The organism is Planctomyces sp. SH-PL14, from assembly GCF_001610835.1.
In the GTDB taxonomy this organism is placed as follows: Bacteria; Planctomycetota; Planctomycetia; order Planctomycetales; family Planctomycetaceae; genus Planctomyces_A.
Genome location: NZ_CP011270.1, coordinates 2,763,550 through 2,781,627 on the forward strand (window position 1 = coordinate 2,763,550; position 18,078 = coordinate 2,781,627).

Sequence of the window (18,078 nt, forward strand, 5' to 3'; positions counted from 1 at the left end):
ACTGTTTTGAACAATGACCTCAGTTGGGCCGCAGTGCAGACCGCCCGCCTAGTTCACTTCCTGGCAGGTGTCGAAAGCTGTCCTCAGTCGCGCCGCCCAGTCAGGGCGCGATCTCGGCGAAAGAGGCGGAGACGAGTCACGGTGACCATCCATGTCGAATGACGGTCCTGATGATCTTTCAGAACACGCCGCAAGCACGCCGCCCTTTACAACGCTCTTCACGCTGTTCGTGCTTTTTTGTCCGGGAGCCTTCTGGGTTGCCACTCTGATCGCCTGTGTCGTCATTCCTGTCCGGGCGACGTGGCATTTCTCCCGGGCTCTGTCGGCACGGCGCTCCGACGGTTCCCCCCCTCACCAACCTTAGTTGGCAATCCTCATCTCAAGGAGATCCTGTGTCCCACATTGTTCACATTCAGGCGGAGGTCCGCGATCCGATTGCGGTCACCAGCGCTTGCAGTCGGTTGAGCCTGCCTCAACCGGTCCAAGGCGAGCATCAGCTGTTCACAAAGCAAGTCGCGGGATTGGGCATTCAGCTCCCACGATGGCAGTACCCGGTCGTCTGCCAGATTGAGACCGGCCAACTCCAGTACGACAACTACGAGGGTCGCTGGGGAGATCCTGCCGAACTCGATCGCTTCCTGCAGGGGTACGCCGTTGAAGCGGCCAAGCAGGAGGCCCGCCGACAGGGGTACAGCGTCACCGAGCAGCCCCTCGCAGACGGCTCGGTTCGTCTCACCGTCCAGGTCGGAGGTTGAGACTCCCTATGAAGACCATCGAGATCACCATCGCTCCGAATGGCCAAACCAAGGTCGAGACCAGAGGCTTCGAAGGGAACTCCTGCCGTCAGGCGAGTAAGTTCCTCGAACAAACTCTTGGCCGCACGATCGAAGAACGGCTCACTTCGGAGTTCTACGCCACGCAATCTCAGTCCCACCGAACTGAGACCAAGGCCTGACGGCTCCCGCCGCAGGTCTCTCGCCGCTCATCTTCAATCGTCCGTGGGCCCTCTCCACAGGCACGCTTCCCACATTCTCAACCTCAACGGAGACCACCCATGACGCTCACCGAGCGTTTGCGGGAGTCGGTCCGCGCCTGCTTCACCGGGCTGTGGATCGAATCCCATGAACATCACGATGCTCTGCTGGAGATCCAGCAGCTCTGCCGCCAGGAAGGCTGGCAACTCGCCACCTGGGACATCGATCAGGGGCTTGTCGGTCCCGGAGCCGCAGCGGCTTCGGCGGCGGATCCGCTCTCGGCCATCCGGTCGCTGGGAGCCCTCGCCCAACCGGAGGGTACGACGCTGCTCGTCCTGCAGAACTTCCACCGCTTCCTGCAGTCCGCTGAGATTGTCCAGACGCTCTCCCGGCAGATCCTGGCCGGGAAGCAGAACCGGACCTTCGTCGTCGTCCTGGCGCCGGTGGTCACCATCCCGGTTGAGCTCGAGAAGCTGTTCCTGGTCCTGGAGCACGAGCTCCCGGGACGGGATCAGCTGGCCGAGATCGCTCGCGGGATTGGAACGGAGCAGGGAGACCTTCCGAGTGGCGCCGAGTTGGACAGCCTCCTCGACACCGCTTCGGGATTGACCCGCTACGAGGCGGAGGGGGCCTTCAGCCTGTCCCTCGTCCGGCAGGGCCGGATTACCCCGGACACGGTCTGGGAGCTGAAGACGCAGACGCTCCGCAAGAGCGGCCTGATGTCGCTCTACCGCGGCGACGACTCTTTCGACAGCCTGGGAGGGCTGGCCGCCCTCAAGGCCTTCTGCCGACGATCCCTACTGCATCCCCGCGGGCAAACGAAGCCGAAGGGCGTCCTCCTGCTGGGAGTCCCGGGGACCGGTAAGAGCGCCTTCGCCAAGGCCCTTGGCCGGGAGACCGGACGTCCCACGCTCTGTCTCGACATCGGGGCCCTGATGGGCTCCCTCGTCGGCCAGACCGAGCAGAACATCCGGCAGGCGCTCCGCATCGCCGATGCGATGGCGCCCTGCGTCCTGTTCATCGACGAGGTTGAGAAGGCGCTCAGCGGGGTGTCGGGAACCGGCGACTCGGGAGTCTCCTCCCGGCTCTTCGGATCGCTCCTGACCTGGATGAACGACCACACGTCGGACGTGTACCTCGTCACCACCTGCAACGACATCTCTCGCCTTCCCCCGGAGTTCTCCCGGGCAGAACGGTTCGACGGAATCTTTTTCCTGAACCTGCCGGGGCAAAGTGAGCGGGAGGCGATCTGGCGGCTCTACATCGAGCAGTTCGGGCTCGATCCCGACCAGAAGCAGCCGGCGGATGAGCAGTGGACGGGAGCGGAGATTCGGGCGTGCTGCCGCTTGGCGGCCCTGCTCGATCTCCCGCTCGTTCAAGCCGCCCAGAACGTCGTTCCGGTCGCTGTCACGGCGGCCGAGTCCGTCGATCGGCTTCGGAACTGGGCCAGCGGCCGGTGTCTCTCGGCGGATCTGCCAGGGATCTACACCGTCGGTCCCATCCCGAAGACGTCACGGCGCAAGATCACGCCGTCGACGAACTGATGTGTTGATCTGTTTCCCATCTCCATAGGAGCGGCTTGGCCGCTCCTTTTTCATTTGACACAGGAGTGTTTTCCAGATGTCTTCGACGATTCTCGAAGTGCCGGAGACGGCTTCGTTCCAAGCGGTTGAGGCCGCCCAGCGGCTCCGGACCACAATGGCCGCCACCCGGGTCAGCTTCACGTGGCTGGGAGTCCACAAGACCCTCAGTCCGGAACAGAAGGCTCAGGCGGCGGACCGATTCGATGCCGAGGCGAAGTTCGTCTCGGCCAGCAAGAAGCTGCTCGATACCCAGCACCCCCAGTTCCGGGCCGTTACGGCGGTCCGGGGCAAGATCCTTCAGCACTGGAAGGATCAGACGCTTCCCTATCCCGAGCCGGGGCTGCGGCTAATCCCCCAGGGACAGATCGACCGCTTCGACCGGACGCTGCAGGCGTACCAGCGGGAGCTGACCAGGGCCGTTTCTGACCTCGATGCGACCTACGCCGAACTGCGGGAGGCGGCACGGAATCGACTGGGACGGCTGTTCAACCCGTCCGACTACCCGGTCTCCCTCCGGGACGAGTTTGGAGTGACGTGGGAGTTTCCGGCGGTGGAACCGCCGAACTACCTGCAGCAGCTCAACCCGGCCCTCTACGAGCAGCAGTGCCAGCGGGTTCAGGCTCGTTTCGACGAAGCGGTCCAGCTGGCCGAGCAGGCCTTCCTGGAGGAACTCTCCAGGCTGGTCGAACACCTCGCCGAGCGGCTTTCCGGAGCCGACGACGGGAAGCCGAAGGTTTTCCGGGACTCGGCCGTCGAGAATCTCGGAGAATTCTTTGACCGCTTTCGTCGGCTCAACTTCCGGTCGAACGAGCAGCTCGACGCGGTTGTCGAGCGGGCCCGGAACCTCCTTAACGGGGTTCAACCCCAGGAGCTGCGGGACAACGCCCAGCTGCGGGGCCGGATGGTCACGCAATTGTCGAACGTTCAGGCGTCGCTCGATGGCCTGATGGTCGACCGGCCGCGGCGGTCGATCCTGCGGGGCCCGCGTCCGGAGACGCCGTGATGGAGCTGGTCATCAGCCCGTCTGGTGAGATCACCACGATCTATAACGAAGTTCTGAATCTGGCGGCCCTCGGCGCCCAGCGGATCGAGCGGGCCAGCCACGTTGAACCGGACGCTTCCGGCCGCTGGTTCGCACGGATCATCGACGGGCCGGTGCTGGGCCCGTTTGACCGCCGTTCCGAAGCGATCGCCGCCGAGGTCGAGTGGCTTGTGGCCCATCGACTTCGACCCGCCTTGTAGCCCCCTTCTCTTCGAACGTCCTCTCAGCCGCGGCTCCTTGATTGGGGCCGCGGCTGTTTTCGTCTCCCTGATTCCCAAAGGAACTCATCCATGACTCAGTCCGATCTCCACCGCGCTGTCGCTCGCTCCACCGGAGAAGACATCTCCGTCATCGCCGCCCGGGGCTTCTCCCTCGCCGAACCGTTCGCCGAGGACGACTCCGATCTCGATCTGTACCTCGATTGGGACCTGGTCGACGCCGAGCGCAACGTCGCCCTGTTTCCGAATCGCTCGGCGTAAGCCCTCGGGGCCTCCCTCCCGGCCATTCAATTCCGTCCCCTTTTTAGAAAGTTTCGTCCATGTCCATTCGCCGCTGGATGACATTCGGTCTGCTGGTGTTCTGCGCCTCGTTTCTGTTCTTCTTCGTCCGTGGATGCCGCTCCGGAATGACTGCTTCGGAACTCCGCGGCCGTTGGATCGACGACCGGGAGGCGGACTTTCCGGTCCGCTGGGAGTTCCAGCGGGATCCCCAGGGCCGCCGCTCGATGCAGGTCGCCTTCGGTGAGCTGGGCGTCGCCTTAGGGACTTGGGCGGTGGATGGCTCACGCCTCCAGATCGACGTCACCGAGGCACCGGCCCTCCTCAAGGTGGGCGCCTTCTTCACCGGACGGGTGGCCATGGGACCTGTCGAGTTCGAGATCGTCGAACTGTCGGAGAGGCGGCTGGTGCTTGCGCCGCCGGGAGCGACGGACCCCTCCCAGCGGTACGAGTGTCGTCGAGTTCCGTAGTGTCCGTTCATCACCTTGATCGAAAGCCGCACGGCATGTGTCCGTGCGGCTTTCTTTTACCCATCCACAAAGGAGAGACCTTGCCATCCTCCCTGACAGTTCGTCGCTGTGATCTGCAGCGGTTTCTGAAAGTCATCCGCGGGGCCGGACTCCTTTCCCGTAAAGGGATCCCTGCCTGGGTGTCGCTGGATGCGTCGTCGGGTGTTCTCCGGCTCCGGGCAGCAAACACCCAGGTCGAAGTTCAGCTTCAGCTGGAAGCCGCCGATTCGGCTTTCGAAGCCATCGTCGATGCGGAGTTCCTGAAGATCTGCTCGGGCAAAGAGGCGAGTTCTGTGACCTTGAGCCTCGCGGACGATGAGGTCACCGCGTCCTGGTTCGATGCAGACGTGCCCCGGGCGGCCCGGTTTGTGCTGCGGTCCAGTGACTCGGTTCCGCCGGCCGTCGCAGCCCCGGAGATCCTCGCAACCAACGAACCGCACCTGCTGGAGGCACTCCGCGAGGCGCAGGCGACCACGGACCCCGGGGCCAGCCGGTTCGCGCTGGCCTGTGTTCAGCTGCGATCGGCAGAGGGACGGATCGCCGCGACCGACAGCCGGCAACTCCTGGTCCAGCGGGGATACCAGTTCCCGTGGGCCGGTGATCGGCTGATGCAGATCACCCCGGTCTTCGGAGCCCAGGAGATCGACCGGTCGCAGGACGTGCAGATCGGCGAAGCCGGGAACTGGATCGCGGTTCAGGCCGGCCCCTGGCGGATCGCCCACGCGGTCGAGGTGGAAGGACGGTTTCCGAATGTCGACCTGGTGATCCCGTCACCGTCGTCGCTGGTGTCCTCAATGTCGGTTGAGACTGGTGATGCCCGGTTTGTGCTGGAGAGGCTCGACAAGCTCCCTTGCAGCGACACGCTCCACGAGCCGGTCACGGTCGAACTGAATGGATCCGTGGCCATCCGGTCACGCCAGGAGGAGTCGGCGGCGGCCGTGGAACTGGTCTTGTCTCGTACTCAGCGGAACGGCAACGAATGCCGTCTGCAGATGGATCGTCGGTATCTCGGTCGCGCCCTGAAGCTCGGACTTCGAGAGGTCGGCTTCACGGCAGGCGGAGGTCCCTGCGTCGCCCGCGACGCTCAGCGGGACTACGTCTGGATGGGCCTCGGACAGGAGAACACGATCTCGGCGGCCGATGTCGGCGATCGCCTGCTGTCCGAAGAATCGGTGGGCGGCTAACGGAAACGGCCGGGCGGTCAGCGCTCGTCTCGGCAGCGTGCGCCGCTCACCAACTACGCCGCATGACGTCGTCCGGCGGTCCGGCGAGACGTCAGGCCCTCCCCGGCTGAATCTCGGTTCAGCCGGGGAGGATCCTCGTCTTTAGCTATCAGAGGTCACCGAAGGACGTTCGTCAGAGCTCACCGGACTCGCCGCCAGTCGGTTTTCATCGGTGGCCGGGCCTTCCGGCTGACTGCCATCTGCTGCTTGTTGGATCTCGGCCATGTAGGTCGACGACATCGTCCACAGAACAAGGAGGGTGAGAGCTACGGTCAGCGTGCCCATCGTCCACCATCCCTTGGCCAGGAACGCGTTGTACAGGGAATGGAGGACCATCGCCGGGACCTGCAGCATGACGTAGGTCAGGAACAGGTGTTGCCAGCCCGCTTCACCTTCCTTGGCTGGCTCGGAGCGACGTTCAAACGCGGAGCGAAGCTGCGGCACTTCATTGGCGATCGCGAGAGCCGTCAGCCCGCCCCACGCGGCGTGAAGGGGGGCACAACCAAAGAATCGAACGAGATAGATTCCGAACGGCGCATTGCCTTTGCTGTAGACCTCCGAGGCATACCACATTCCTTCGGCGATCCCGAAACCGAGTCCGGACATCGCTCCCAGGAACGGGAGGTCTGCCCGCATGTTGTTGACATTCGAGCGGGACATCAGGTTGACGTTCTTCGACAGGACGAGGCGGAGGACCGGCAGCGCCTTGATGAACTCCTCACAGAGGGCAACACTAAAGAAGGTGGCGAAGAGGGTCCCGAAGAAGGATCCCGAGGGCTGCAGTGCCGACTGATACCCCTTCCCGATCCCTCGGAGCAGCATGTACCAGACGGGGCCGAAGTTCGAGGAGTCCTTACCGTTCACGGAAGCCAGGACGATGTTCTGAAACAGCAAAAGCAGCAGGACGCCGGCGACGGCCGTGAAGATGAACTTTCCGTAGCCCCGCACGCAGGTCTCAGAAGAGCGACGAAAGCCCTTGTGGAGCGTGACACTGAAGACCCAGACGGAGATCCCTGCCAGTATCCAGCTTGCGAACGCGCTCGGTCGATAGGCTCCCTCGGTCCAAGGGAACAGGTAGGCGCCGAGACAGACAGCCGAGAACGTGGCCACGGATTGCCCGCTCAGCACCGCAGGAGCTTCTGTAACGCTACCGCTTGGGGTGGTGCCTGAGGGGGTGACCGCCTCGTCGCCATTCGTTGGACGTTGGTCGAGCAAGGTTCCGGCTGGAAGGGGCTCCGTTTGAGGAGTTTCTGAAGGGTGAGCAGCCCCGACATCGGCCGATGCGGGTGTTATCTCGTTCTTGGTTTGCGTGATCTCGATGCCAGCGTCGTGGATCGAGAGCCACGCATCCGGCAGCGAAGGGGGCTCGGATTCGTCGTCATGGTCCATGCCAAGTCCGCGGAGGGCGGAAGCCTCAATCCACGTCTCGAAGCCGGGTCTCCAGACAAGATCCCATGCCGCTAAGCTCCCGTTGCTCCACCGGTCACGCAGTTCCTCTTCGCTGATGGGCCCAACTCGGTTTCCTCCAGAGCTGTAGTACCAGCGAGTTCTCAACGCGAAATCGACGGGACGGGAGATTGGGTCTATTGGACGTCCCTCGTTCTCGCCAAAGTGCTGGCCCAACTTCGATTTCTCTTCGGCCGATGCCACAGGGCGGCCTCCACGATCTGGGGGCGCAGACGGGACTAGGTTCCGATCTCGCGCCAATTGGTCTCACAAGCCGCGTCGCCGGCCTCGGCCGACGCAGAACACACAATAGTGTGCAACACGGTAGTGTGTAGACCGTTTTGCACACAATCGAGTGCAGTGCTGAACCAAGGAACAGCACTGTGGATTCGATTCAGCAGAGGTTTGGAGTCATTTTGCGCCGAGAGCGCGAGGCGGCCGGTCTGTCCCAAGAAGGCCTTGCTGAGCTGGCCGGACTGCATCGCAACTATGTCGGACTGCTGGAGCGGGGACAGCGAATTCCCTCGCTCTTGGTCATCGAAAAGCTTTGCGGCGCGCTCAATACATCTCTGTCGAGATTCTTCGGGGCGGTTGAATCCCTTCAATGACGCCCGTGGCGATGTCAGATGCTGGCCGGACTAGGAAAGAATCCCCAGAGCTCCACTCCCACGGGAGCCCGGGGGCTTGGTCACGGAATGTCCGTAGGATTGAACGGACAACCGCACGCAATGCTCGACGGTTCGAGCGATCCCTCGTCTAGCCAATCCAGACGGGGCGGTTGGCGATCGGCGAAGCCATCGCCCCCTCCTTCTCCATCATCTGGATCCCCATGGATCCGATCACGAGCGAGTTGGCGCTGGTCTTGAAACCGCCTGTGGCTTTGGCCCCAGAGCTCTAGGAACTCTGAGACCTCGGGGATCTCCTCTGCCCCCACACCATTGGCGATTCGCCGGATACGACGGACACACGCCTCCCGATCAACTTGTTCGTAGCACGGTCCCAGGTGAGCCACAAAGCCCTGCACGATATCTGGCACATAGAGCGGGAAGTCTCCCGACTCGCGTTCCAGCCGTAGCTGCTGCTCCAGTCGCGTCCATTTCCACTCGGGCGGCCGGAGAACCGGGCCCTCGTTCGCCATGGAGACGTCCCATCCCAGCCATTCCACCGTTTCACCGGCACGGAGGTCTGTGATGTCGTTCTCCGGGGTCCCCTTGAGCCGCATGCCGCCGGGGAGGAGTTCCCGGAGCGTATGGAGGGCATCCAATCCCTCCTCGCGTGATCTGCACGGAATGAGCAGATCGTCAGCGTAGCGGATCAAGTGGAGATCCTGGTGGCGAGCCAGCCATGCCTGGTCCAAGGTCGCATCGAGAAGGATGTTCAGCAGGAGGGGAGAGAGCCCCCCTCCCTGGCTGATTCCTCGCCGTGGCGCGTCCGAGGAGCGATTCCGCCCCCGCATGGTGCGGAGGTGGGCTTCCAGGAACTTCGCAATCAGGTCTGGCAGGTTTGGCGCGTCAGGTGCGTTTCGGAGCTCTGTGTTTGGGAACCTCGCATCGATCAGGTCAATCAGGTCGTCATGGGGCACGGTTCCAAAGGCATCCTGGATGTCGGCCGCGAGCCAGACGAATCGTTCGTCCCGGTTCGCGGTTTCGATGGCGGTCGCGACTGCGTCATTCCGGTCCCGCCGGGGGCGGAAGCCGAAGTTGAGGCGCGCGAGCGTCGGATCCACCAGGGGCTGTACGATCTGAACAATTGACCGCTGGACCACAAGATCCTGCCAATTGAAGATCGCGATCGGCCGGGTTTGGCCGTTCGGCTTGGGGATCTCCCGGATCCGCGGCGGGCTCGGTCGGTAGCTGCCATCGAGAATTCCCCGCTTAAGGCGGGTGATCTCGCGATAGACAGTGTTCCCACGGTGAGTCCGCAAATCGGCGAGGCGTTGTCCGTTAGGACCGGGGGCCCCACCGCCATTTTCGAAAACGTGCTCCACAGCGATACCGAGGAGACTGGTGTCCGCAATGCGGCTCAGCAGCTTGGAATGGAGAGATCTCCGCTCGTCTGCTGGGAGCCGCCCATACCGTTTGCACTCTTTCTCATGCCGGCGCAGGATCTCATGACGGTCGCCGCCCAGGCGGCCTTGCGGCCCAGGGGGGACGGCTCGTCGGTAGTTCCTATACGGCCGGAGATAGGTGTCGAGGCTCACGGTCAATCGGTATTGGGAGGTTTGAACTCCGGCTGACGACTAGCAGCCGGGAATCTTTACAGCGGTCTGAGGACGGGCCGGCGGGCCCCGTGCGTTAGGTGATATCAGCTTCATGAGCTCAAACCTCCGGTGAAGACGTCGACGACGTGACAGGGCCCACCCGGCGGGCCGCCTTCTTGGCTCGCTTCACAAGCTCGCGGCACAGCGGACGGAAATGTGATCCGGCGCTCTTGTACATCTGCTTCCGAGCCAAGCCCCACTGCGAGGCTTCGTCGCAGAACTCGTCCGTCAGATCAATCAGCCGGAGCGGCAGACTGCCCCGCTGGCGATCATTGAGATAGCCCTCGAACCAGGTCCCCGGCAGGCCTCCCATCGCGACGATCAGATCAGAGGGTGTGAAGATGCGGCGTTCATGCATCTCGTGGGCCGCCGGCAAGGTGACAATGCTGTGCGGAGGCAGGTTCAACGGTTGCGATTTTGCATTGAGGACAGGCCAGCCCGGCAGCCGGCCGGCGAGCTTGTGGGAATGCTTCATTGTTGCCGCCAACAAAACAAGGCGATTCAGGGAAGCGGGGCGCGAGAACTCGGTGATGAGTTCGTTTGCAAGACTGGCCACGAACCGGTTTCGGGCATTGTGCCGGTCGTAATACTTCGAGCGGCGATCGTGCCCCTGGCCTTCTGCTTGCGGCCGGCGGTGTCCTCCGAACGGGGCAAAGGAGTGCGTTAGGACCTCCGGACGGGGCCGACAGAGATCCTCAATCACGGGTCCAACAAAAGTGTCGAGATCCTGGAGATCCTCCCAATCCAGCTGATCGTCCGGAGTGTGGATCACAACGATGGACTGCGCGTGCGAATCGCAAACAATCGGAAACGCACTGTCCGCAATCCCCCCATGCCAATAGGGAAACACGATCCGGTAGACGTGCCAGTTGACGCGTTTTGCTGCGGGAAAAGTGGCGACGGCGATTCGCGACGTTCCCCACTCCTCAGGCCCCCGCAACCGTTCAACGGTTTCATTCAGTGCCGCCTGGAGACGGTATGCCAGGGGCTCCAACTGCTTCTCTTTGGGAACGGCAAACAGCACCTTTCCGGGGCTTTCCCGAACCAGCTTCACAGACTGTTCCATCCTCCCGCTCTCGTCGTCCACGAGAATCTGACCGTTCGGACCTCGCAGGGGACAGCCGAGTTCGTACCGAATTCGAGCCCGTTCAAGTACCTCCTGGATAACTGGAATATTCCGCATCCAGATTTCGAACATGTCGACGTTCAACATGACCGGCCGGGTGATGGCGCTCGCGGGCATCCAAATGTCGGAGTTCTCGTATCGAGAAAGCTCGTCTTCTGCGCGGCACTGATAGCTGAACGGCAAGTGGGGCACGAGGCGCTGGAAAGTCTGGTAGTCGACACGAATGGTCCCCACACCATAGGGATTGCCGATTCGGAGCCTATCAGTCTGGCGATCCTGCCAGTTCCGGAGAGCCTGAAGTCGAGGGTCTGACGCCATATTAGGAGCCTGACGGCAAGCCAAATGCCTGGAATGGAGTTACCTGATATTCGTCCAGTCCGTTGTTGGACGGACTCGGACTGCCCTGTCCACGTGGGACGATTCTGACGCGATGGAGAATCGCGCAAAGGCCGACTTCGGCGGTTTTGGAACTTTTTTCATACCGGGACGAACGGCGTCCGGCTGGAAAGCCACTGCCAAATCGTCTATCCACAGACTGGAGTCTCCTCCGTCGAACCGAGTCAAACGGCTGGGCCAGCCGCCTCTACAGAGATCTCAGCACGTTGACGCGGAGTCTTTGGCCCTTCACATTCCGGAACAGCCCTGGCCACGCTGTTGCGAGTCAACGTTCCAGGGACCTGAGCCATGCCACGCGACAACAAGCGTTCCCCAGCCGGGACGGCAGCGGAATCCGCTTCCACCACAAACGCCGATCGAATCGTCGCCTACCACCAACTCGGCAAGAAGATCGCCAGGCGAGTGGATCAAGGCTCGTCGATCGACAGCGCCATTCGCGACGAGGGATATGGCAATTCCCGATTCACAGCATACAAGGCGCACCAGTTCGCCCGGGTCATCGACTCCGACGCCGAACTTCAGCGATATCTCAGTGCCGCGAAACAGGGGCGTTTCAGCTGGACTCATATCCAGGCCCTGCTGCTGATAAAGGAGCCGGGCGAGCGCCGCCAATTCTTCCGGACGGCGCTGGCAGGTCGATGGACTCCTAAACGACTCCGGCTGGAAATCACGCATCGATCACCGTTCGGGACGAGGGGGCTCCATCGACAAGGGCGGAAGTTCCGCGTACCGAAGTCGGCTGAGGACTTACGGGCCTCGCTGGTTGAGATGCTACGACGTCCCTATGGGCTTCTTGAACAGTTGCTGACAGGGGATGCGTTGATCGCGCTGGAGCTGGATGCCGCCCAAGAGAAATGTCTGGCCAAGCTGAAGAGCGGAATTGACGAGTTCGCTCGTGCGTTCAGTTTGCCTGACGATGACGCGGCTCAGTCCTGATCGAGAAGTCGTTGCAGCGATGCACAGACCCCGCGATCGCGAAAGCAGTGGAGTGCCTTCTCCTGCTGCGGCGGGCCGATTGCGGCAAACGCCCAGATGGGCAAGTTGCCTAAGATGGCTCGCTTGCATGCTAGCAGTCGAGATGTAACGCAGGGCGGACCCGCTCGCCCCTCAAGTCACGTTCCCGGCTCAAAACTCGTCAGCTTTGTTTCGATCGCACCGACGATGCGGAGGGTATTGTCGACACCACCACAGCGTATCGTGAACGCAATGAGTGGGTCAGCCTGAAGCTTCTGAACAGCTTTCTGAACGGCGGGAAGCCCCCCCATTTTGAGAGCCAACAGCATGACCTGCTGCTCCATTGCCGTTTCCCGGTCAGCGACGTCCGGAAGCGGCCGACGAACCGTACGGGACTTGAACTCGAACTTGTGGTGACAAGCGGGGCATTCCTTCGTCACTGGCCCTTTGACGAAGCCTTCGCACTGCGGGCATCGCTTCCATCCCGCGCCCTGGGGTTCCTTCGAGTAACCTTCGATTTCAGTTTCGGTCGTTGCTTTCTTGGCCATGCTTTCGCCTGTGGTTGTGCTTTCGGAAACTTGGTCGGACCCTAATCCGACCGAATGGCAAGGTCAAACCTGCGGCCCTGGGGAAAACCTGGACAGGCGGAGCGTCCGGGTCATCCCGGCCCATCGTTCTGGGCACGCGGCCTTCCCTAGGTGGGTGATCTCGATTTGACCGGGGGGTCTATCAGCAATCACGGATAAAGACGGCATCCGCCGCCGGTGATGAACCGAAGTGTTTTCAAAGGGAGGCTCAACGTTCGGCCAGGATAGCCTACGGAATCGTTGACGCTCCTCGTTCGACAGGACTACGCCGCAGGTAGACGTGTCGACAACACTCCAGGCGCAGAGGATTGTCGGCCAAAGTCCTATTGGCTCAGTCACACCGGCGGCAACTCTCCTGCTGCCAAGAATTCGACCCGAGATCATCGCACTCGAAATCTTCTCTTGATCGACACTCGGTCGTGCGTAGACTCGTTTCACCGATGGTCGCTTGAGCGGTCGGAGCTGGCCCGCTTCAACTGTTCGCGTCCATTGGCAGAAAACGCCCTCTTTGTGCAACCGGGGGCGTTTTCGCCTTTTAGATGGGGCGGATCCTCTTGGTCGCTTTGAGCACTTCCGAGTCGGGAAGTCGTATATCGGCTCGCCCTGCAACATGGAAGCCAAGTCTCGCCCGGTCTGGCTCAAACGGAATATAGATAATGTCCACGTTCGGCGTGAGCTGAGACGCCGTGTGGATGCTCACGACGATTTCTCCAGCGTCGCAAGGACTCCCCGGAGCGCGAACGAATGTGACTCGGTCGGCGCCGATCTCCGTCAGAGTCAGCGTGAGCGAATCATCGATGATCAGCGACTGTCCTAATCCACGAGACACGACGAACACGCGACGACCTCCGGCAGTAAAAGGTCGCCCACCAGTCTGTCGTCATAGCGATCGGGGATCAACGAAGGGCTGCAGGAGTTTGGCCTTGAAGAGTCTCACCCATCGAAACGAGACGTGCTACCTCAGCTTGGGGCGAATGTGGAACTCACCGGTAGTCTTTCTGCCACGCGGTCCGGTATCAGAGCTGGACAGAATCGCGACGTCATTCAGCAGTTTGCCCCGCAACTTGACCTGAGCGACTCCCACCTTCTCCGACTCAAAAGCCACGGGCCCCGAGGCTTTCGTTTTGGCCGTTCCAGAGACGTTGTGGGTTCTCAAGTCAGCTCCCTCGCGCCTAACGGACATCTCGCCTTTGAACGTCTCGCCTCTTCTATCGCTGATCGTCAGCACCACCTCTGCATCCGGGGGGCCCTTGGGACCATACTTGGCCCGTCCCTCCCAGATCGAACCGGCGGTGAACGGATCTTCCGGTAAGGACTTCCCCGTAGAAAATCCCCCATTTGGCCACCGCGTTACTCACGACCAAGGCCGCGGCCGCTGGAGGCGGCTCACTTCCGACATCTGGGCAAGCGGCCACTGATTTCGTTCCTAACATCATTCCGCATCTACACTTTGTGCAGCAGCTGCCTACAATGACTTTGTATGCAAGCCGCAGATGACACACCTGGATGATGATGGACGCCGCTCGACTGTCTTGTCGTTGGCGGTAATGGGCTTTCTTCCTCTCACATCGTTGACTCCCGGGTTGCTGGTTCGCGGTGCCTGCGCGTATCCCGACACGCCTGACGGCGGGCCGTGATCGTGCTGCATCCATGTTGGACCAGCTCGTCGGTCGAAAGGAGTGATCTGATGCTGTCGACATCTGTCCCACAAACGGTCAACGGCGACGTTCGAATTCCGTTTCGACGCAATGGCCGTCTCGTCGAACTGACATTCGAACACGCCTTCGCCGTGGCTCACTACCTCTGGTCCAAGGGACGGTTCGAACAGGCCGCCCAAGTCTTTGACGTCTTGTCAGTCATTCCCGGTCGAGGTCCGAAAGCGTCCATCTTCCTGGCTCACTGCCGAGTCATGTTGGCAGACTACGCCGGGTGCAGCGGCCTGCTTCATCGAGAGTTGGATGACGAACAGTTTGCGACCACAGCCTCCACACTCCACGAGGCCTTCGTCATGTGGAAGTGCGGCTTCTACGTAGAGGCGAAGCAGGGACTGCGGGCTGTCGTCGAGGAGCAGACCACGCTTCCATCTGTTCCGTTGATCCTCGCGGAACTGCTTGGCAAGGTTGGGAACTGGACTCGGCCTCCTCAATTGCTGACATTGGCCGTGCGCCGCGATCGGCCCAATGGTGCTGTCGCACAGATCGCGAAGCGAATGCTTCCCGACGTGAAACGACGTGCTGAGGAACAGGTTCGTCGCCGTACGAACAGGGCCACCGGCACCGGGCGAGTCATGTCTCACAACGGTCGAGATCGGCAAGCCTGACATACCGTTCCGGCACCTTATGTCGCGTCGCGAAGGCGTCTGAGTCGGTCTGCTGTGAGCATCGATCTCACCAACGGCCAGCCATCCGCGGCTTTGTAGGGATATTCGGCTGTCCTCCGAGGTTCGGCCACGGGCACTTGCCCGTCCCCATCCGGTCTCCAGAGCTGTAACGTACGTCGCTGATCGCCCGAACCGGCCTGGATCCATCTGGACGCCATGAAAACAAGACTCCTCCAGTATTGGGAGAACTTCCGAAGCAGTTTCTGGTTTGTGCCTTCGATCATGGCCGCCGCCGCGGCCTTGCTGGCCGTGGTCGGGGTGCAGCTCGACCTGGCCCTCAAGAATACGCAAGTCGAGGGATGGTGGGTCTATCGAGGAGGAGCGGAAGGGGCGCGAGCCGTCCTCTCGGTCGTGGCGGGGTCGATGATCTCGGTTGCGGGAACGGTCTTTTCCATCACCATCGTGGCGCTGACCCTCGCGTCGTCGCAGTTCGGGCCTCGGCTGCTTCGCAATTTCATGCGGGACACTGTCAACCAGTTTGTCCTCGGCGTATTCACCTCAACGTTTCTCTTCTGCCTATTGGTTCTCCGTACAGTCCGCGGCATCGACGACGACCAGTTTGTCCCGCACCTTTCGATCACCCTGGGCGTTGTCTTGGCGGTCGCCAGCCTCGCAGTGCTGATCTACTTCATTCACCACACCTCCGTCTCGATTCAGGTCACACATCTGATCAGCGAAGTCAGCCGAGAACTGCGCGAGACGATCACGCGTCTGTATCCCGAAAGAGACGATGGTCGCGACCTCGCAAGTCTTGATGCCCGGGCGACTGAGCCGAGCTTTGCGGAGGATGCGACGGCCGCGATTGCCGCCCGAAGTCACGGGTACTTGCTGGCAATTGACGTGGAACGGCTTCGACGCATCGCGACCGACAACGATGCGATAATTCTGCTCGGCTTGAGACCGGGGCAGTTTGCGCTGGAAGGAAGTCCCCTGGCGCGGCTCTCTCCGCGGGAACGGGTGTCCGAAGACATCGAACGGTCTATCAACCAGGCCTTTGTCTGGGGTACGGATCGGATCCCGAACCAGGACGTCGAATGCGCTGTGAGTCAGCTGGTCGAGATCGCGCTCAGGGCGCTTTCGCCCGGGATCAATGATCCGTTCACAGCCATCAACTGCATTGACTGGCTGGGTGACTCCATCGGGTTTCTCTCCAGTCGCTCCGAACCATCGAAGTATCTCAACGATGAGAAGGGGCAAATGCGAGTCGTGACGCGGCCGGTCGCCTTCGGCGGTGTCGTCGATGCGGCATTCAATCAGATTCGTCAGGCTGCCCGAACCAATGCTGCTGTGACCATTCGCCTCCTTGAGGTCATCGGACTGTTGCTTCAGCGGGGACTCAGCAACGATCGCCGTCAGGTTCTCCTGGATCATGCCGAGATGATCTGGAGAGGCGCCCAGGATGCGTTACCCGAAGAGTCGGACCGGCGCGACGTCGATGAGCGATACCAGGTCGTGCAGCGGAAATGGTCGCTATCGGAAAGGCCCTGACGAACACTGCGTCGGTGTCTGGTGAGCCCCCTCCCATTGAGATGGAAACGCCATCGCCGTTTTCGCAGTCGCCGCCGCAACGGATTGCCGAATCGCGTCCTATTCGGCAACCGATTTCTTGAGCCGATTGGTGCTCCCCTTCGTTTCCGTCTCGCAGGGGTATCGTCGGCGTCGGAGCTCAGCCCGCCCGGGCTCTGTTGTGTGCTCCCCCGGAGTGTGTGGGAGCAAGCCCTTAGTACAGATCAACGTCGTGAAGCGGAGGAACATATCGTGGCCGCGACGATTCTTCAGTTCCTGGCCTCGGCTGGCGTCATCATCGTGGCAGGGACGTATCTGTCTCGATTCGCGGACGAGATCGCCGAGCGGACAGGATTCGGCCGCCTGCTGATCGGCAGCGTCCTGCTGGCCGGGGCAACGTCGCTTCCGGAGCTGTCGGTCGACGTCTCCGCCGTGAGAAAGGGGATGGTCGACCTGGCCATTGGAGACCTGATGGGGAGCAGCCTGTTCAATCTGTTGATCCTGGCGATCCTCGACCTGTCGGTGCACTCGAAAGGGAGGATGCTGTCGCGGGAGGCCGCCCGTCATGCCCTCTCGGGGAACGTCGGAGCAGCCTTGACGGCGATCGTGGCGGTGGGCCTCCTGACGCCGCACGTCTTGGGCAGTGGAGAGATTCTGGGAGTCTCCTATGGACTGTGGCTCGTCGCCGCTGGTTATCTGATGGGAGTTCGGATGATCTACTTCGATCAGGTGGCCTCGCGGGCCGAGGCCACCGCGGACGCAACTCCGTCCAAATCGAAGTTGCCCACTGGATCGTGGCGGACTTCGGTTTTGGGATTCGCTCTTTCGGCCGCAGCAATCGTTGTGACCGGGCCCTTCCTCGCCGAGGCCGCGGGTGCGATCGCTGACGCAAGCGGGCTCGGCAAGACCTTTGTCGGGACGACCCTGGTCGCTTTCAGCACGTCCCTGCCCGAGCTGGTTGCATCGTTCGCGGCGCTCCGGATGGGAGCGCTCGACCTCGCCATCGGCAATGTGTTCGGGAGCAATGCGTTCAACATGATGCTCTTGATTCCCTTGGATCTCATCCACCGGGGTCCTCTCCTCGGAGCGGTCTCGGGAGCCCACGCTATCACCTGCCTGGCGGCGATCGTCTCCACGCTCATCGTCGTTCTCGGCCAGCTGTACCACGCAGAACGACGAAGACGGGTGATCGAGCCGGATGCCACTCTCGTGATTGCCACTGTGCTCGGCGCGTTGTGGCTGATCTACTGGAACGGCGGCACATGACGGAGAACGACGCATGCATCGAACTCAGTGGAATGATCGCATCTGTGGAGTCCTGCTGGCGGGCTGCGTCGCCAACATCGTTGCCTTCGGTGCCCATGGATTGGCTCTCGGAGGGAGCGTCTGGAACGGGAAATGTGAGAGAGGGAAGTTCTTCGTCGGCGATCACGGTCGGTTCACGGAGGTGACGGAAAGGCAGTGGCAGCGGCTGTGGAGACACGAGCTATCACTCTTCGCGACCGTTCCACTGGGAATCTTTGCCGGCTTCCTGCTTCAGCGTTCGGAGAAGATTCGTCGGCAGCGATCCACGGCCATCCGATCTGGAGCAGCGA

General features: G+C 61.7%; 18 protein-coding genes. 13 read left to right on the plus strand and 5 right to left on the minus strand.

Translation table 11 applies throughout. The annotated features are described in order from the left end of the window. The first annotated feature begins 521 nt into the window (after positions 1–521). The 8 genes from VT03_RS34615 to VT03_RS10865 all read left to right on the plus strand — a co-directional run bounded on the left by VT03_RS34615 (position 522) and on the right by VT03_RS10865 (position 5,789). A complete protein-coding gene (locus tag VT03_RS34615) occupies positions 522–755 on the plus strand; it encodes a DUF1257 domain-containing protein (protein WP_231870641.1) in 234 nt (77 codons plus the stop codon). 8 nt (positions 756–763) lie between these two features. Beyond that, positions 764–955: a DUF2997 domain-containing protein gene (locus tag VT03_RS10835; RefSeq protein WP_075092995.1), complete on the plus strand. Its 192-nt coding sequence runs from the start codon at positions 764–766 to the stop codon at positions 953–955. A gap of 99 nt (positions 956–1,054) precedes the next feature. Further along, complete coding sequence (locus VT03_RS10840) at positions 1,055–2,518, plus strand: AAA family ATPase (RefSeq protein ID WP_075092996.1); 1,464 nt, start codon at positions 1,055–1,057, stop codon at positions 2,516–2,518. 76 nt (positions 2,519–2,594) lie between these two features. Beyond that, entirely contained in the window at positions 2,595–3,560 is a 966-nt protein-coding gene (locus tag VT03_RS10845) for a hypothetical protein (protein ID WP_075092997.1), read from the plus strand. Further along, complete coding sequence (locus VT03_RS10850; protein WP_075092998.1) at positions 3,560–3,799, plus strand: hypothetical protein; 240 nt, start codon at positions 3,560–3,562, stop codon at positions 3,797–3,799. Before VT03_RS10845 ends, VT03_RS10850 begins: the two co-directional genes overlap by 1 nt. A 90-nt stretch (positions 3,800–3,889) precedes the next feature. Further along, complete coding sequence (locus tag VT03_RS10855; RefSeq protein ID WP_075092999.1) at positions 3,890–4,078, plus strand: hypothetical protein; 189 nt, start codon at positions 3,890–3,892, stop codon at positions 4,076–4,078. A 59-nt stretch (positions 4,079–4,137) separates the two neighbouring features. Further along, positions 4,138–4,566 carry a hypothetical protein gene (locus tag VT03_RS10860; protein WP_075093000.1) on the plus strand — a complete coding sequence of 143 codons (429 nt, stop codon included), beginning with the start codon at positions 4,138–4,140 and terminating at the stop codon, positions 4,564–4,566. An 80-nt stretch (positions 4,567–4,646) separates the two neighbouring features. After that, the gene (locus VT03_RS10865; protein ID WP_156514410.1) at positions 4,647–5,789 is read left to right on the plus strand and encodes a hypothetical protein; all 1,143 of its coding nucleotides are present in this window, start codon (positions 4,647–4,649) and stop codon (positions 5,787–5,789) included. 141 nt (positions 5,790–5,930) lie between these two features. Here VT03_RS10865 and VT03_RS10870 read toward each other — a convergent pair whose 3' ends face one another. After that, positions 5,931–7,478: a PrsW family glutamic-type intramembrane protease gene (locus VT03_RS10870; protein WP_197489293.1), complete on the minus strand. Its 1,548-nt coding sequence runs from the start codon at positions 7,476–7,478 to the stop codon at positions 5,931–5,933. A 179-nt stretch (positions 7,479–7,657) separates the two neighbouring features. Between VT03_RS10870 and VT03_RS10875 the strand changes: the two genes are divergently transcribed. After that, positions 7,658–7,882: a helix-turn-helix domain-containing protein gene (locus VT03_RS10875; protein WP_075093003.1), complete on the plus strand. Its 225-nt coding sequence runs from the start codon at positions 7,658–7,660 to the stop codon at positions 7,880–7,882. Positions 7,883–7,962: 80 nt separating this feature from the next. On the opposite strand, the gene VT03_RS10880 is transcribed toward VT03_RS10875, so the two are convergent. Together VT03_RS10880 and VT03_RS10890 are read right to left on the minus strand one after the other, a co-directional pair. Next, complete coding sequence (locus VT03_RS10880; protein WP_075093004.1) at positions 7,963–9,198, minus strand: reverse transcriptase domain-containing protein; 1,236 nt, start codon at positions 9,196–9,198, stop codon at positions 7,963–7,965. A gap of 394 nt (positions 9,199–9,592) precedes the next feature. Next, positions 9,593–10,843, minus strand: a complete 1,251-nt coding sequence (locus VT03_RS10890) for a hypothetical protein (protein WP_156514411.1) — start codon at positions 10,841–10,843, stop codon at positions 9,593–9,595. Between the two features lie 501 nt (positions 10,844–11,344). On the opposite strand from VT03_RS10890, the gene VT03_RS10895 reads away from it, so the two are divergent. Further along, a complete protein-coding gene (locus VT03_RS10895; protein WP_075093007.1) occupies positions 11,345–11,992 on the plus strand; it encodes a hypothetical protein in 648 nt (215 codons plus the stop codon). A 176-nt stretch (positions 11,993–12,168) separates the two neighbouring features. On the opposite strand, the gene VT03_RS10900 is transcribed toward VT03_RS10895, so the two are convergent. After that, a complete protein-coding gene (locus tag VT03_RS10900; RefSeq protein WP_075093008.1) occupies positions 12,169–12,558 on the minus strand; it encodes a hypothetical protein in 390 nt (129 codons plus the stop codon). Positions 12,559–13,552: 994 nt separating this feature from the next. Then, complete coding sequence (locus VT03_RS10910; protein WP_075093010.1) at positions 13,553–13,828, minus strand: hypothetical protein; 276 nt, start codon at positions 13,826–13,828, stop codon at positions 13,553–13,555. 456 nt (positions 13,829–14,284) lie between these two features. Between VT03_RS10910 and VT03_RS10915 the strand changes: the two genes are divergently transcribed. From VT03_RS10915 to VT03_RS10925, 3 genes are all read left to right on the plus strand, one after another. Beyond that, positions 14,285–14,917, plus strand: coding sequence for a tetratricopeptide repeat protein (locus VT03_RS10915; RefSeq protein ID WP_075093011.1), 633 nt, complete (start codon positions 14,285–14,287; stop codon positions 14,915–14,917). A 216-nt stretch (positions 14,918–15,133) separates the two neighbouring features. Continuing rightward, the gene (locus VT03_RS10920; protein ID WP_075093012.1) at positions 15,134–16,465 is read left to right on the plus strand and encodes a DUF2254 domain-containing protein; all 1,332 of its coding nucleotides are present in this window, start codon (positions 15,134–15,136) and stop codon (positions 16,463–16,465) included. Between the two features lie 216 nt (positions 16,466–16,681). Next, complete coding sequence (locus tag VT03_RS10925; protein ID WP_197489294.1) at positions 16,682–17,749, plus strand: sodium:calcium antiporter; 1,068 nt, start codon at positions 16,682–16,684, stop codon at positions 17,747–17,749. The last annotated feature ends 329 nt before the right edge of the window (positions 17,750–18,078 follow it).

Bases quoted from the DNA above. Each gene is read 5' to 3' on its own strand.
- VT03_RS10835 (WP_075092995.1), top strand. From the start codon at position 764: ATGAAGACCATCGAGATCACCATCGCTCCGAATGGCCAAACCAAGGTC.
- VT03_RS10840 (WP_075092996.1), top strand. From the start codon at position 1,055: ATGACGCTCACCGAGCGTTTGCGGGAGTCGGTCCGCGCCTGCTTCACC.
- VT03_RS10845 (WP_075092997.1), top strand. From the start codon at position 2,595: ATGTCTTCGACGATTCTCGAAGTGCCGGAGACGGCTTCGTTCCAAGCG.
- VT03_RS10850 (WP_075092998.1), top strand. From the start codon at position 3,560: ATGGAGCTGGTCATCAGCCCGTCTGGTGAGATCACCACGATCTATAAC.
- VT03_RS10855 (WP_075092999.1), top strand. From the start codon at position 3,890: ATGACTCAGTCCGATCTCCACCGCGCTGTCGCTCGCTCCACCGGAGAA.
- VT03_RS10860 (WP_075093000.1), top strand. From the start codon at position 4,138: ATGTCCATTCGCCGCTGGATGACATTCGGTCTGCTGGTGTTCTGCGCC.
- VT03_RS10895 (WP_075093007.1), top strand. From the start codon at position 11,345: ATGCCACGCGACAACAAGCGTTCCCCAGCCGGGACGGCAGCGGAATCC.
- VT03_RS10900 (WP_075093008.1), bottom strand. From the start codon at position 12,558: ATGGCCAAGAAAGCAACGACCGAAACTGAAATCGAAGGTTACTCGAAG.
- VT03_RS10915 (WP_075093011.1), top strand. From the start codon at position 14,285: ATGCTGTCGACATCTGTCCCACAAACGGTCAACGGCGACGTTCGAATT.
- VT03_RS10920 (WP_075093012.1), top strand. From the start codon at position 15,134: ATGAAAACAAGACTCCTCCAGTATTGGGAGAACTTCCGAAGCAGTTTC.